Here is a 14,428-nt window from a genome sequence, read left to right as displayed (position 1 = left end):
CCTCTTCACCTCCATCCTGGGTGCCGCCCGTCCAGAAGTCCAAGAGATAGATCTGCTTGCTTCAAGCAGGATGGCTTATGGCTTCGCCAGGGTCAGAGTTCCTTGAGGTAGCCGGAGTCCACGGCGAACTCCGCGCCCGTCGTGTTCGCCGAACGCGGGGACGCCAGGAGCGCCACCACGTCCGCCACCTCCTGCGGCTCGGCCAGCCGTCCCGTGGTCAGGCCCATCATCTCGGGCGCGACGCGTTCCAGCACCGCGACACGGTCGGAGCCGGTGGCGCCCGCGAGGATGTCGGCGGCGCCGCCCTCCTCCGTCCACCACGGCGTCCGGACGGGCCCGGGTGAGACCGTGTTCACCCGGACGCCCCGCGGCGCGAACTCCTCCGACAGCCCCTTCGTCAGGTTGTTCAGCGCCGCCTTGGCCGAGTTGTAGTCGACGTTCATCGGGCCCGGACGGCGCGCGTTGCCGGACGAGACGTTCACGATCGCCGCCGCGTCACTGTCCAGCAGGTGCGGCAGCGCGGCCCGCACGGCCCGCACGACGGCGAACAGGTTGAACTCGTACATCGCGCGCCAGTCGTCGTCCGTCGGCGTCAGGAAGCCGAAGCGCGGCAGGGCCGTGCCGGGCGGCGGCCCGCCCGCGTTGTTGACCAGGACGTCCAGCCGGCCGAACGCCTCCACGGCGCGTGCCACGGCGTGGGCCGGGGCCGCCGGGTCCATCAGGTCGGCCGCGACGTGCAGCAGGTCCGGCCCGGCGAGCGCGTCCAGGTCGGCGCCGGATTTGCGGGAGACGGCGGCCACGCGGGCGCCCTCGTCCAGCAGCGTCCGGGTGACGGCCAGCCCGATGCCCTTCGAGGCGCCGGTGACGACCGCGACGCGGCCGGTGAGCTGCAGGTCCATGGGGTTCCTTCCGGTCGGTGCGCGCGCCGGGTCCGGCGCGCCGCACCCATGAACCCCGCCCGGCGGGCCCGGGTTGCGGCGGAATCAGACGTCGTCCAGCCGGCTGAGGACGGTGTTGTGCACGTGCTGGAAGATCACCGAGGTGCGGAAGCCGGCGATCTCCTTGCGCTTGCTGAGCCCGTCCAGCAGGAACGCGTGCAGGTGGTCCAGGTCCTGGACGCCGACGTGCAGGACCAGGTCGTCGCCGCCCGCGACCACGAACACGCCGATCACCTCGGGCATCCCGGACACGTAGTCCTTGAAGGTGTTGATGACCGTCCGGCTGAGCGGGCGGACCTGCACGGCCACCAGCGCCTGGACGCCGCGGTTGAGCGCCGCCGGGCTGATGTCGGCGTGGTAGCCGCGGATCACGCCGCGCCGTGTCAGAGACCGGACCCGTTCGAGGCACGTCGAGGGCGCGATGCCGAGCGTCCGGGCCAGCTCGCGGTTCGACTGCCGAGCATCTGTCTGGAGAAGCCGCACGATCTCCGCATCAAGTTCGTCCATGCAGGGATTATCGCGGTCGATTCCGATCGAACGTTCAGCTGAGGCTCGGCAAACCCGCGCATATGGCTACTTTCAAGCCGGGATGTCGATCGATCGGAGACGAGATGAACCGTCCGGACGGCCACCGCATCGGCCTTGCCCAGGGGACGGCGCTCCTCACCGGCGCCGTGCTCGGGCCCGGTGTGCTGGCCCTGCCGCACCTGGCGGCGGCAGCGGCCGGCCCGTCCGCGGTCGTGGCGTGGGCGGTGCTGCTCGGGCTGGGCGCGCCGGTCGCGCTGACGTTCGCGGCGCTCGGCGCCCGCCATCCCGACGCGGGCGGCGTCGCGACGTTCGCGGCCCGCGCGTTCGGGCCCCGGGCCGCGCTGGCGGCGGGCTTCTGCTTCTACGGCGCCGTGCCCGTCGGCGTGCTGGCGGGCGCGATGATCGGCGGCGACCACGTGGCGGCCGCCGCGGGCCTCGGACGGCCCGCGTCGGCCGGCGTGGCGGTGGCCCTGCTCATCGCCGCGTTCGCCGCCAACCACGGCGGCCTGCGGCTGTCCGGGCGGATCCAGCTCGTCCTCGTCGCGGTGCTGACCGCGCTGCTGGTCGCCGCGACCCTGGCCTCCGCGCCGCACGTCCGCGCGGGCAACTTCACCCCGTTCGCCCCGCACGGCCCCCTCGGCGTCGCGCACGCGGCCGGGGTCCTGTTCTTCGCTTTCGCGGGCTGGGAGGCCGCGAGCCACCTGTCCGCCGACTTCACCGATCCCCGCCGCCTGCTGCCCCGCGCGACCGTGCTCACCCTCGCCGTCGTCGGCGTCCTCTACCTCGGCCTCGCGGTCACGGTGACGGGCGTCCTCGGCGACCGCGCGGCGACGTCGCCGGTGCCGCTCGCGCTGCTGCTCGAAGACGGGATCGGCGGTGCCGCCCGTCCGGTGACCGGCGGGGCGGCGCTCGTCCTCAGTTTCGTCGCGATGAACACCTACGTCGCGGGCGGCGCGCGCCTCGGCGCCGCCCTCGCCCGCGACGGCGCGCTGCCCGCCGTCCTCGCCCGCGGCTCGGCCCCCGGCCAGGTCCCGCGGCGGAGCCTGGCCGTGCTCGCGGTGCCGACGGCGGCGCTGTCCCTCGCCGTCCTGCCCACCGGCGTGGGCCTTGGCCCGCTGATGCGCGTCACCGCCGCGTGCCTGGCGGCCGTCACCGTCATCGGCATGGCGTCCGCCACCCGGCTCCTCACCGGACGTGGCCGGGCACTCGCCCGCGTCGGTGCCGTCTTCACCGGCGTGGTGCTCCTGTCATGCGGCCTCTACCTGGCGGTCCCCGCCGTCCTGGCCGCGACGGCGCTCCGGCGGAGGATCCGCGAGAACCCCGCGCCCGATCCCGCGCCGCGCCCCGCACCAGAAGCGGTTCCCGGGTGCGGCCGGGTCAGCTGAGCGACGCGGCGTCCCGCTCCGTCCGGCGCCGGATCGCCCGCAGGGCCAGCAGCCCGCCCACGCCGGGGATGACGGCGAGCAGGCGGGCGCCGGGGAACGCCGCGTCCGGTGTCATCCAGGTCGCCGCGATGACGACGAGATAGCAGGTGCCGTGCACGGGCCCGCCGAGCGACGTGATCACCTCGGCGTGCGCGGTGGCCAGGTTGACCAGCAGGACCGCCAGCGAGACGGCCTCCAGGGCGGACGCGATCCGCAGCGTGCGCACGGCTCACGCGCCCGTCGTCGAGCCGGGACGGACGATCATCAGCACGACGACCACGGCCCACAGCAGGTTGAACGTCCCGGTGAGCATCGCCAGCCGCGCCGACTCCGCGCGCACATGCAGCTCGTCGTCCGTCCCCGCGCCCGCGAGGAGGCGCCGCTGGCCGGGCAGGATCGCCAGCGCCAGCAGCGCCGCCGCCCCGGCGGTCAGCGCGACCGACGCCAGCAGCCACGCGTCGGTCAGGACGCCGAGCCGGGCGCCGGTGGCGACGCCGAACACCGGGACCGCCAGCCCGGCGACGGTGTAGGCACGGCAGGTCCGGTGCAGGAACGCGGCGACCCGCCGTCCGCCCGGCTCCCCGGCAGCCCGGACGTGGCGGGGGAAGAGTGAGGCCGCCACCGCGATCGGTCCAATGGCCAGGATCGCCACGAGTACATGCACAGAGAGCAACACTTTTGTCACTGTGACTCCTTGGCTAGGGCGCCAATGTATTGGCTACCAATATGTAGCACACCAATACGTACGTGCGTAGACTGCCTGCTCATGAGGGGTGATGCGGTCCGCGGGCATCTGGACGGGCTCCTGCTGTCCGTCCTGGAGACGGGCCCGCTGCACGGCTACGCGATCATCGCCGCCGTCCAGGAGCGCAGCGGCGGCGCACTGGAGCTGCGCACCGGCACGATGTACCCGGCGCTGAACCGGCTGGAGCGCCTGGGACTCCTGCGCAGCAGCTGGCAGTCGGCCGGCGAGCGCCGCCGTCGCTGCTACGAGCTGACCGACGCGGGCCGCCGCGGCCTCGCCGACGAGCGCGCGGCCTGGCGCGAGTTCACCACCGCGATCGGGTCCGTCCTCCAGCCGGGACCGGCGACGTGACACCCGACCCAGTCGAGGAACTCGTCTCGGGCCTGTCCGCCCGGCTCCAGGGACCCGGGCGCCTCAAGGCGCGGATGCTGGAGGAGGTCCGCGACGGCCTCGCCGACGCCGTGGCCGACCTCACCGACGACGGGCCCGGCGAGCCCGCCGATCCCGGCCGCGCCGACCGCGCTGTCTGCCGGGCGGTGCGCGAGTTCGGCACGGTCGAGGAGATCGCCCCGGCCTTCCAGCGCGAGCTGACCATCGCGCAGGCCCGCCACACCGCCCGCACCGTCGCGCTCGCCGTCCCCTTCCTGCTCGCCTGCTGGTACCTCGTGGAGACGTCCCGGCACCTGCCCGGCCCCGTCCAGATCCTGGCGGCCCACCTGGGCGGCGTCGCCGCGTCTACAGCCCTCCTGGCCGCGGCGTCCCTCGCCGCCACCGGGGCCCTCGCCCGCCGCCTCCCCGTCCCCGACCGGCTGCCCCTGGTCATGGCCTGGACGGGCACCACCGCCTGCGTCGCCCTCGCGGTCAGCGCGCTGACCCTCACCGGCGCCTCGATCATGGCCGCGGACTGGCCGCTGACCCTGCTCACCGGCGCCCTCACCCTCGTCGCGCACGCCAGGATCGCCGCCTCGGCCCGTGCCTGCCGCCACTGCGCCCGCCTGCCGGACGTCCCCCCGGCGGTCTCGCCCTCCTGCACCTGACGCCGCGCCGCGCACCGGCTCCGCGCACCGGCTCCGCGCACCGGCTCCGCCCACCGCGCCGCCGACGCCCGCACCGTTCCCCCGACCAGTGCCGATACCCGCGCGCCCCCCGAAGCGCGCGCAAGAGGACACGATCAAGCGATTGACCACGCCTTGATCGGGAAACAGAAGAGCCCCTGCGCTTGTCGCGCAGGGGCTCGTTCCGTCAGTGTGTGGAGAAGCTTTCCGTCACTACCCCATCAAGTGGGCGAGGAGGGATTTGAACCCTCACATCCTTTCGGACACACGGACCTGAACCGTGCGCGTCTGCCGTTCCGCCACCCGCCCGTGGGTGTCGACCCGTCTCCGGGTGCTCGAAAAGGCTAGCACGGGGCCGGGAGTGGTTAGGTATCCAGATACTTTGAGCGAACCTTCGCACCGATACGATCGTCTACCAGTGGGGAAGGGAGGTGCCCGTGGGCGTCATTCAGCGCTTCGAGCGTCGGCTGGAGGGCATGGTCGAAGGGGCCTTCGCGCGTGCCTTCAAGTCGGAGCTCCAGCCGGTCGAGGTGGCCAGTGCTGTGCAGCGCGAGATGGACGATCGGGCGGCGATCGTGGCGCAGGGCCGCACGCTGGTTCCGAACGACTTCGTCGTCGAGATCTCTCAGCAGGACGGGCAGCGGCTCCAGGTGTACGCCGACAGCCTGAGCCAGGAGCTGGCGAACCTCGCGCGCGAGTACGCGAAGGAGCAGGGGTACTCCTTCGTGGGTCCGGTGCGGGTGCGGTTCGAGAACGCGGGCGATCTCGCCACGGGCATGTTCCGCATCAGGTCAGGTGTCATCCGGGGCTCGACCGTCGAGGGCGGGGAGATCCGCCAGCCGGTGAGCGACGTGCCGCAGGGGGGACGCGGGGGCGCCTTCGGCGGCCATCCGCGGCTGCTGGTGACGACCGCCGTGGAGGGTTCCGACACCACCCAGCGCACGTATGAGATCAACACTCCGGTCACCCTGCTGGGTCGCGGCACCGACTGCGACCTGCGTCTCGTCGACCCCGGCGTGTCCCGGCACCATGCCGAGATCCGCGTAGAAGGTCCCGAAATCGTCCTCGTGGATCTAGGGTCGACCAACGGCTCGTTCGTGAACGGGCAGCCGATCCGGCGGGTGACGCTGGTCGACGGCTCCCGGGTCACGATGGGCCGCACCACCCTTGTGTTCCGCCGCGATAGGGAGTAACCCCGACTCCGATGTCCCCTTTCACCCTCACGCTGATCAAGCTGGCGTTCCTCGCGGTGCTCTGGCTCTTCGTCATCGCGGCCGTCGGCGTGATCAGGGCCGACCTGTTCGGATCCAAGGCGGCCTCCAAGGCGGCGACACGGTCCGCCCAGCCGCAGCGGCCCGCGAAGGCCGCCAAACAGCCCAAGGCGCAGCGTGCGCCGCAGCGCAGCGCCCAGCACGGCGCCCCGACGAAACTGGTGGTCGTCCAGGGCGAACGGGCGGGCACCGTCATCGATCTGACAGGGGTGCCCATCACCATCGGTCGGGCCAATGACGCCACGCTCGTGGTGACCGACGACTACGCTTCGAGCCGGCATGCCCGACTTTATGCGCAGGACGGTCAGTGGATCGTGGAAGATCTCGGCTCGACCAATGGGACATATCTGGGACGCACGAAGGTGAGCCGGCCGATGCCGGTGCCCCCCGGGGTCCCGGTCCGTATCGGCAAGACCGTGATCGAGCTGCGCAAATGACACTGGGAATCCGCTACGCCGCGCGCTCCGACGTCGGCATGCTGCGCGAGGGCAACGAGGACTCGGCGTACGCGGGCGCGCACCTGCTCGCGGTGGCCGACGGGATGGGCGGGCACGTCGGCGGCGAGATCGCGAGCGCCGCCGCGATAGAGGCGCTGCGGAAGCTGGACAAGGACCTGCCCGCGACGGAGCTGCTGGCCGCGCTGGAGCACACCGTCAAGACGGCGAACGACAACCTGCACCGCATCGTCGAGTCCGACCCCGCCCTCCAGGGCATGGGGACGACGCTGACCGCGATGCTGTGGGCGGGCAACCAGGTCGCGCTGGTGCACATCGGGGACTCCCGCGCGTACCTGCTGCGGGACGGCAGCCTGTTCCAGATCACGCACGACCACACGCTCGTGCAGTCCCTCGTCGACGAGGGCCGCATCAGCCCGGACGAGGCGGCCTCGCACCCGCAGCGTTCCCTGCTGCTGCGGGCGCTCGACGGCCGCGGCGAGGTCGACCCGGACCTGTCGCTGCGGGAGGCGAAGGTCGGCGACCGCTACCTGCTGTGCTCGGACGGCCTGTCGGGCGTCGTCACGGCGGAGACGATCTTCCAGGTGCTCACGGACGTGGCGGACCCGGAGCAGGCCGTCCGCCAGCTCATCGACCTGGCGAACCGCGGCGGCGGCCCGGACAACATCACCTGCGTGGTCGCGGACGTCGTCGACCTCGGGCAGCAGCCGCCGACGGGCGGGCCCGGGCACGCGGTGGGCGCGGCGGCGAACGCCTCGCCGCCGGAGTCGCCGGGCGGTGGCCCGGGAGGCGGCCCGGCGGACACCCCCGCGGGGCGGGCGGCGCAGCTGCGCGACACGATGCCGCAGCCGCCGGTCGCGGTCGACGAGATGCCGCCCCCGGCGCCCGCGCCGATGGGCGAGGCGATGGCGGGCCCGCCGCAGCGGGGGACGATGCCGCAGCCCGTCCCCGGGCGGGCGAGGCGCGGCGGCACCCGCAGGTGGACGTGGCTGGTGGTCGTCGCGGGCGTGGTCGTCGTGGCCGTGGCGGCGGGCGGCGTCCTGCTGGTGCAGAACGTCCGGAACGGCTACTACATCGGCGAGGAGGGCGGCAAGGTCGTCCTCTACCGGGGCACGACCGACGAGTTCCCGCTGCTCAGCCTGTCCCGCAAGGCCGACGCGAAGGACCAGCCGAACCCGCCGATCATGGTCGCGGACCTTCCGCAGAACCTCCAGCAGCAGGTGAGGGGCACCTACTCGGTGAAAGGCCCCGCCGCGCTGAACGACCTGAAGAACAGCGTCTGCAAGTACGTCCTCGTCGAGGACGGCGGCAAGGTCGCCGTCGCGAAGGGCAGGGGCCAGAAGGACTGCCCGCAGGGCAAGCCCACGCCCAGCGACATCCCCATGGCCGAGCTTCCCGGCTCGGACGCCACCGCGGTCGGCAAGGGCACGCTGGTGTTCACCGGCCAGGCGGCCGCGGACGCCAAGCTGAACGAGCTGCGCGCCAGGCGGGACGAGTGCAAGGCGAACAACCCGGCCATCAAGGATTGTCCTTCGGACGGGGGTAAGCCCAGATGAGCGGACTCGGGGCGCAGATCAGGGCGCATCTGCCGTACCAGCGGCGCAACGCGGCCTCGTTCGCGCTGCTGATCTTCGCGATGGTGCTGACGCTGTCGGCGTTCGCGGAGGTCGGGCTGGCCCGGGACGGCAAGATTCCCGGCGGCCTGTTCGTGTACGGCGGCGGGCTGGCGGTGCTGGCGTTCGCCGCCTACTTCGTCCAGGCGAAGTTCGCGCCGTACGCCGACCCGCTGCTGCTGCCGCTGGCGGTCGCGCTGAACGGCGTCGGCCTGGCGATGATCTACCGGCTCGACCTGGACACCAGCGAGGACAAGAAGGCCGCGGCCGCCGCGGGCAAGAAGCTGGTCGCGGACGCGGCGGACGCGCCGGGCCAGCTCATGTGGACGTTCGTCGGCATCGGCCTGTTCGTGGCCGCCGTCCTGATCATGCGGGACACCGACAGGACGGACGCGCCGCTGTCGTTCACCCCGAAGACCGCGCAGCGCTACACGTACCTGATCGGCCTGTGCGCGGTCATCCTGCTGCTGCTGCCGATCGTCCCCGGCATCGGCGCCGAGATCAACGGCGCCCGCGTGTGGATCCGCCTCGGCCCGTTCTCGGTGCAGCCGGGCGAGTTCGCCAAGCTGCTGCTCGTCGTGTTCTTCGCCGGGTACCTGGTCAACAAGCGCCAGGCGATGTCGCTGATCGGCAAGAAGGCCGGCCCGATCAGCCTGCCCCGCGCCCGCGACCTGGGGCCGATCCTCGTGATCTGGTTCTTCTGCCTGGGCGTGCTGTTCATGCAGAAGGACCTCGGGACGGCGCTGCTGTTCTTCGGCCTGTTCGTGTCGATGCTCTACATCGCCACGCAGCGGGTGTCCTGGGTGATGATCGGCATCGGCCTGCTGGCGATCGGCGTGTTCATCGCGACGCTGCTGCCGTTCATGGGGCACGTCAACCAGCGCATCGACATCTGGCAGAACCCGAAGCCGTACTTCGACGGCGGCTGCCTGCTGGACAGCGGCAAGGTCGTCCCGGTCAACCCCGACACCGACATCTTCAAGAAGTACAAGGCGCAGGGCAGCATCTCGCCGGGCTTCAGCGCGTGCGCCGAGCTCGGCGGCGAGTACTCCGACAGCGCGCAGCTCATGAAGGGCCTGTTCGCGCTCGGCCAGGGCGGGGTGCTCGGCACCGGCCTCGGCCAGGGCGAGCCGTGGCGGACGCCGCTGTCGTTCAGCGACTTCATCTTCGACTCGCTGGGCGAGGAGCTCGGCCTGACGGGCCTGATGGTGTTGCTGCTGGTCTACGCGCTGATCGTGCAACGGGGGATGAAGACCGCCGTGGCGGCGCGCGACCCGTTCCTGAAACTCTTCGCCGGGGGCGTCTCCTTCGTCCTCGGCCTCCAGGTGTTCGTCATCGTCGGCGGTGTCACCCGGTTGATCCCGCTCACCGGCCTCACGACGCCGTTCCTCTCGCAGGGCGGCTCGTCGCTGATGGCCAACTGGATCCTGATCGCGATCCTGGTCCGGATGAGCCACGACGCGCGCAAACCGGCCCCCCAGGCGATCCAGGACGAGGGCATGACCCAGATCGTGAGCACGAGGTGATCTCCCTCCCATGAACATGGACAAGCCGATCCGGCGGGTGGCGATCTTCGGATTGCTGCTGTTCTTCGGATTGATGGCGCAGGTGAACTACGTCCAGGGAAGCCAGGCCGAGGACCTGCGGACGGACCCGAACAACAGCCGGCAGTACTCGGACCTGTTCAACTCGCCGCGCGGGACGATCTCGGCGGGCGGCGTGGTGCTGGTGACGTCGCAGGAGACCGGCAAGGACAACCCGAAGTACGGCCGCTCGTACAAGGACGGCCCGATCTTCGCCCCGGTGACGGGGTACTTCAACGGCAACGCCACGCAGGTGGAGCGGGCCTACAACTCGCTGCTCGGCGGCAAGGACAAGCGGATCACGCAGCAGCGCTGGTTCGACACGTTCATCGGCAAGAAGGCCGAGGGCGCGAACCTCGAGCTGTCGATCAACACGGAGGCGCAGCGGGTCGCCTACCAGCGGCTGCGGGCGCAGACGCAGGAGGGCCGCCGCGGCGGCGCCGTGGTGATGGACATCAAGACCGGCGCGATCCAGGTCGCGGCGTCGTGGCCGTCGTTCGACCCGAACGAGGTGGCGCCGCAGGCGGGCGAGAAGGGCGCGAAGCGGCTGCAGGAGCTGGACGGCGCGAGGGGCGTCCTCAAGCCGCTGGTGGACAACGCGCTGAGCCAGACGTTCCCGCCGGGCTCGTCCTTCAAGGCGGTGACGTCGGCGGTGGGGATGGAGAGGCTCAACCTCAGCAGTTCGACCACCGTGAACACCGGCCAGCTGATCCTGCCGGAGTCGGGGAGGCCGCTGCCGAACTCGCACGACAGCGGCAGCTGCGCGGGGCAGGCGCCGCTGAAGGGCGCGTTCGCCGAGTCCTGCAACACCTCGTTCGCGAAGATGGCGCTCGACCTCGGGATCCAGCAGCTGCACCAGGGCGCGGAGAAGTTCGGGTTCGGCAAGAGGGTCACGCTGGAGCCGGACATGTACGCCGCCAAGAGCGACGTGCCGCTGACCACGCAGGACGCGAGCGGCAAGACGATCCCGACCGGCGGTGACGCGACGGCGCGTTCCGGGATCGGCCAGCAGGACGTGCGGGCCACGCCGCTCCAGATGGCGATGGTCGCCGCGGCGATCGCGAACAAGGGCAAGATCATGAACCCGTACGTGGTGCAGAAGGTGCGGGCGAAGGACCAGAGCGAGCTGTACAACGCCTCGCCGAAGCAGTACGCGCAGGCCATGTCGGCCGACCACGCCGCGCAGCTCGCGGACATGATGCGCGCGGTGGTCTCCGAGGGCACCGCGAAGAACCTCCAGGGCCGCAACATCGCGGGCAAGACCGGTACCGCCGAGCAGGGGGCGCCGATCCCGAACTCCCGCTGGTTCGTCGGGTTCGGCCCGGTGGAGAACCCGCGGTACGCGTTCGCGGTCATCACCGAGGGCCCCGGCGACGGCGCGACCAACGCCGGCCCCGTGGCGGCGGACATCATGGCGGCGGTGCTGAGGAAGTGAGCGCGGGCCTCGTCCTGGACCACCGGTACCGGCTGCTCGAGCGGCTGGCGACCGGGGGGATGGGCGAGGTCTGGCGCGCGTCCGACTCCTCCGCCGGGCGCCAGGTCGCGGTGAAGCTGCTGCGGCCGGAGTTCGGGTCGGACGAGTCGGCGCGGCGCCGGTTCGGGTCGGAGGCCGACCTCGCGGCCGGTCTCCAGCATCGCGGCATCGCCCAGGTGTTCGATTTCGGCGAGCAGGACGGCCGGATGTACCTGGTGATGGAGCTGGTGCCGGGCGAGGCGCTCGACGCGATCCTCGCGCGCGGCGGGCTGCCGCTGGAGGCCGTCCTGGACCTGATGGTGCAGGCGGGACGGGCGCTGACGGTGGCGCACGAGGCCGGGATCGTGCACCGGGACGTGAAGCCGGCGAACCTGATGGTGTCACCGGACGGCATGCTGAAGATCACCGACTTCGGGATCGCGCGGCGGCTGGCGTCGGCGTCGCAGACGGCGACCGGCATGGTGATGGGGACGGCGCACTACATCTCGCCCGAGCAGGCGTCGGGGCAGCCGATCAGCCCGGCCGCGGACGTGTACTCGCTGGGCGTGGTGGCCTACGAGTGCCTGACCGGCGCGCCGCCGTTCGGCGGCCGGACGCCGGTGGAGATCGCGCTGAAGCATGTGAAGGACGCGCCGCCGGAGCTGCCCGCGCGGGTGCCGGCGGCGGCGCGGGAGCTGATCTCGCGGATGCTGGCCAAGGCGCCGGAGGACCGTCCGGCGGACGCGAACGCGGTGGCGGACCGGGCGCTGGAGATCCGCGCCCGGCTGAGAACCGGACGGCCGGCGCGGTCCGCGCACGGACCCGGGATCGCCGCCTCGGCGGACGCCGTCGAGGGCCCGGTGGCGGGCCCGGCCGCGGGCGCTTCGGCGTGGGCTTCGGCGAGTGCCGCTGCGGGTAACGCGGTGGCGGGTGCGGGCGTGACCCGCCCGGCTGGGGGACAGACCGTCCGGAAGCAGGGGCGATCGTCCGAATTGTCGGGATTTGACGTCAGGTCTGGGCCGGATAATCTCACCAGGGGGACCGGGCAACGGCGCTCGGCCCTGGCGTACGCCTCGGTCGCGGCGGGACTGCTGGTCGCCGGCGTCCTGGCCGCGTCCCTGTGGAAGGGTTTCGCCTTCGCCGGTCCCGGCGGCAAGCGCGATCCCGCACCGGTCCCCGCCACGGGCCCGGCCGGCGGCGAGGTCGAGGAGGAGCCCGCCGTCCTGCGGGGCACGCCGTCGGTTCGAAAGATGCCGCGTCCGGCACCGGCCGTCCCGCGGCGGCACGGGACGCGTAGTATCCGTCCGTCAACACCCGGGACGGGCCGCGCGTCCACTACACAGAAGCCAACGAGGAAACCGTCCCGGGCGACTCCCAGCGCCCCAGGCCCCACACCGAGAACGATGGCGAGCACCACGACTCCGTCAACTCCGAGCCCGGATCCCTCACCCACGCATAACGGGGAGCTAGGTTCGGAGGACAAGGTGTAGACGTACGAGGGAAAGTGCACATATGAGTCAACCTCGGCTGCTCGGCGGCCGCTACGAGCTCGACACGGTGATCGGGCGGGGCGGCATGGCCGAGGTCTACCGTGCCCGAGACCTGCGTCTGGATCGCGTGGTCGCGGTCAAGACGCTGCGCTCCGACCTGGCCCGTGACCCCACGTTCCAGGCCCGGTTCCGGCGCGAGGCGCAGTCCGCCGCGTCGCTGAACCACCCCTCGGTCATCGCCGTGTACGACACCGGCGAGGACATGATCGGCGAGACGTCCATCCCCTACATCGTCATGGAGTACGTGGACGGCAGCACGCTGCGCGACCTGCTGAGGGAGAACCGCGCGCTGCTGCCCGACAAGGCCCTGGAGATCACCGACGGGATCCTGCGGGCGCTGGACTACAGCCACCGCGGCGGGATCGTGCACCGCGACATCAAGCCGGCCAACGTGATGCTCACCCGGGCGCACGAGGTCAAGGTCATGGACTTCGGCATCGCCCGCGCCATGTCCGACTCGGCGGCGACGATGACGCAGACCGCCCAGGTGATCGGCACCGCGCAGTACCTGTCGCCGGAGCAGGCGCGCGGCGAGCGGGTGGACGCCCGCAGCGACATCTACTCCACCGGCTGCGTGCTGTACGAACTGCTCACCGGCAAGCCGCCGTTCACCGGCGACTCCCCGGTCGCCATCGCCTACCAGCACGTGCGCGAGGAGCCGGTGCCACCCTCCCAGGTGGACCCGGAGATCCCGCAATGGGCCGACGCGATCGTGCTGAAGGCCATGGCCAAGGACCCGGCGCACCGCTACCAGAACGCGACGGAGTTCCGGCAGGAGATCCAGCGCGTCCTGCAGGGGCAGCCGGTGGCCTCGACCGCCGCGTCCACGATGCTGATGGGCTCGCAGCCGGGCGGCACCCAGGTGATGGGCGGCTACCCGCAGGGCGGTCCCGCCCGCACGCAGGTGCAGCGCCCGGTCGGCAACGGGTACGACCTGCCGCCCGTCCACTATGACGAGGACGGTCCCGACCGGGGCGGCGGCGGGAAGAAGGCCGCGATCTGGATCGCGCTCGCCGTGCTGTTCATCGGCGGCGCCGCCGTGATCGGGTTCATGATGTCGGGCGGCGGCGGCGACGGCACCGAGAAGGTCCCGATCCCGCAGAGCATCGTGGACGTCCCGCAGACGCAGGCGAAGGCGCAGCTCACCAAGCTCGGCCTGAAGGTCGGCGACCCGAAGACCGACTACAACGACGACATCCGGCGCGGCAACGTGATCACCTCCGACCCGAGGCCCGGCAGCGAGGTCGAGGAGGGCGGGACGGTGACGCTGACGGTCTCCAGGGGCAAGCGCCCGCCCGCGGAGGTCGAGGTCCCGGACGTGGCGGGCAAGCCGTACACGGTCGCGAAGAACCTGCTGGAGGCCAAGGGCTTCAACGTCGAGAAGAAGGTCGAGACGAGCGACTCCGTCCCGCGGCTCAGTGTCATCCGCACCGATCCGTCGGGTGGCGAGAAGGCGCCCAAGAACTCCAACGTCGTCGTGTACGTGTCGAACGGGCCGAGCACCCTGAAGGTGCCGAACCTGACCAACAGCAGCCAGCGCGCGGCCTGCGCGAGGCTTGAGGGTCTCGGGCTGAGGTGCAAGGTGGAGCGGGGCACGCCGCCGGCGGACCGCCCGGTCGCGGTCGGCTTCGTGTACGACCAGTCGCCGGGCCCGGACGCGACGGTGGCGCCGGGCGACATCGTCACGATCTTCGTGGCGCAGAAGCCGTCTCCGACGCCGACGCTGCCGACCAGCCCGTCGACGCCCACGCTCCCCGGCTTCCCGGGTGGCGACGACGGCTGAGCGAGCCGCACATGTGATCAGGGCCCCGGC

The 14,428-nt window shown here is 72.0% G+C and carries 14 protein-coding genes and 1 tRNA gene; 10 read left to right on the top strand and 5 right to left on the bottom strand.

Annotated features, from left to right (window positions below; translation table 11 throughout):
• Positions 1–92: 92 nt before the first annotated feature.
• Together AGRA3207_RS20090 and AGRA3207_RS20085 are read right to left on the bottom strand one after the other, a co-directional pair.
• Positions 93–899, bottom strand: coding sequence for an SDR family NAD(P)-dependent oxidoreductase (locus tag AGRA3207_RS20090; RefSeq protein ID WP_231328589.1), 807 nt, complete (start codon positions 897–899; stop codon positions 93–95).
• An 84-nt stretch (positions 900–983) separates the two neighbouring features.
• Entirely contained in the window at positions 984–1,445 is a 462-nt protein-coding gene (locus tag AGRA3207_RS20085; protein ID WP_231328588.1) for an Lrp/AsnC family transcriptional regulator, read from the bottom strand.
• 104 nt (positions 1,446–1,549) lie between these two features.
• Here AGRA3207_RS20085 and AGRA3207_RS20080 point away from each other — a divergent pair, with 104 nt between their 5' ends.
• On the top strand, positions 1,550–2,851 hold the full coding sequence (locus AGRA3207_RS20080; protein WP_231328587.1) for an APC family permease: 1,302 nt from the start codon (positions 1,550–1,552) through the stop codon (positions 2,849–2,851).
• Here the strand turns inward: AGRA3207_RS20080 and AGRA3207_RS20075 are convergent.
• Both AGRA3207_RS20075 and AGRA3207_RS20070 read right to left on the bottom strand, forming a co-directional pair.
• Positions 2,844–3,116 (bottom strand): hypothetical protein, encoded by a 273-nt coding sequence (locus tag AGRA3207_RS20075; RefSeq protein ID WP_231328586.1) that lies wholly within the window; start codon positions 3,114–3,116, stop codon positions 2,844–2,846. The genes AGRA3207_RS20080 and AGRA3207_RS20075 overlap by 8 nt on opposite strands.
• Positions 3,117–3,119: 3 nt before the next feature.
• Entirely contained in the window at positions 3,120–3,566 is a 447-nt protein-coding gene (locus AGRA3207_RS20070; protein ID WP_338028195.1) for a hypothetical protein, read from the bottom strand.
• A gap of 90 nt (positions 3,567–3,656) precedes the next feature.
• Here AGRA3207_RS20070 and AGRA3207_RS20065 point away from each other — a divergent pair, with 90 nt between their 5' ends.
• Positions 3,657–3,986: a helix-turn-helix transcriptional regulator gene (locus tag AGRA3207_RS20065; protein ID WP_231328584.1), complete on the top strand. Its 330-nt coding sequence runs from the start codon at positions 3,657–3,659 to the stop codon at positions 3,984–3,986.
• Positions 3,983–4,672 carry a hypothetical protein gene (locus AGRA3207_RS20060; protein WP_231328583.1) on the top strand — a complete coding sequence of 230 codons (690 nt, stop codon included), beginning with the start codon at positions 3,983–3,985 and terminating at the stop codon, positions 4,670–4,672. Before AGRA3207_RS20065 ends, AGRA3207_RS20060 begins: the two co-directional genes overlap by 4 nt.
• A 244-nt stretch (positions 4,673–4,916) precedes the next feature.
• On the opposite strand, the gene AGRA3207_RS20055 is transcribed toward AGRA3207_RS20060, so the two are convergent.
• Positions 4,917–4,999: transfer RNA gene (locus AGRA3207_RS20055), tRNA-Leu, on the bottom strand.
• A gap of 128 nt (positions 5,000–5,127) precedes the next feature.
• On the opposite strand from AGRA3207_RS20055, the gene AGRA3207_RS20050 reads away from it, so the two are divergent.
• Genes AGRA3207_RS20050 through pknB form a run of 7 tightly spaced genes read left to right on the top strand, consistent with a single transcriptional unit; the run spans position 5,128 to position 14,398 of the window.
• On the top strand, positions 5,128–5,883 hold the full coding sequence (locus AGRA3207_RS20050; RefSeq protein ID WP_067451055.1) for an FhaA domain-containing protein: 756 nt from the start codon (positions 5,128–5,130) through the stop codon (positions 5,881–5,883).
• An 11-nt stretch (positions 5,884–5,894) separates the two neighbouring features.
• Positions 5,895–6,398: an FHA domain-containing protein FhaB/FipA gene (locus tag AGRA3207_RS20045; RefSeq protein WP_231328582.1), complete on the top strand. Its 504-nt coding sequence runs from the start codon at positions 5,895–5,897 to the stop codon at positions 6,396–6,398.
• Entirely contained in the window at positions 6,395–7,972 is a 1,578-nt protein-coding gene (locus AGRA3207_RS20040; protein WP_231328581.1) for a Stp1/IreP family PP2C-type Ser/Thr phosphatase, read from the top strand. Before AGRA3207_RS20045 ends, AGRA3207_RS20040 begins: the two co-directional genes overlap by 4 nt.
• Positions 7,969–9,555, top strand: a complete 1,587-nt coding sequence (locus tag AGRA3207_RS20035) for an FtsW/RodA/SpoVE family cell cycle protein (RefSeq protein ID WP_231328580.1) — start codon at positions 7,969–7,971, stop codon at positions 9,553–9,555. Before AGRA3207_RS20040 ends, AGRA3207_RS20035 begins: the two co-directional genes overlap by 4 nt.
• A gap of 10 nt (positions 9,556–9,565) precedes the next feature.
• Complete coding sequence (locus AGRA3207_RS20030; RefSeq protein WP_231328579.1) at positions 9,566–11,047, top strand: peptidoglycan D,D-transpeptidase FtsI family protein; 1,482 nt, start codon at positions 9,566–9,568, stop codon at positions 11,045–11,047.
• Positions 11,044–12,555 (top strand): serine/threonine-protein kinase, encoded by a 1,512-nt coding sequence (locus tag AGRA3207_RS20025; RefSeq protein WP_231328578.1) that lies wholly within the window; start codon positions 11,044–11,046, stop codon positions 12,553–12,555. The genes AGRA3207_RS20030 and AGRA3207_RS20025 overlap by 4 nt, the downstream gene beginning before the upstream one ends.
• A gap of 22 nt (positions 12,556–12,577) precedes the next feature.
• Positions 12,578–14,398 (top strand): Stk1 family PASTA domain-containing Ser/Thr kinase, encoded by a 1,821-nt coding sequence (gene pknB, locus AGRA3207_RS20020; RefSeq protein WP_231328577.1) that lies wholly within the window; start codon positions 12,578–12,580, stop codon positions 14,396–14,398.
• Positions 14,399–14,428: the final 30 nt, after the last annotated feature.

The sequence above is a fragment of the Actinomadura graeca genome, assembly GCF_019175365.1.
GTDB lineage: Bacteria > Actinomycetota > Actinomycetes > Streptosporangiales > Streptosporangiaceae > Spirillospora > Spirillospora graeca.
This window is presented reverse-complemented; position numbering and strand designations above follow the sequence as displayed.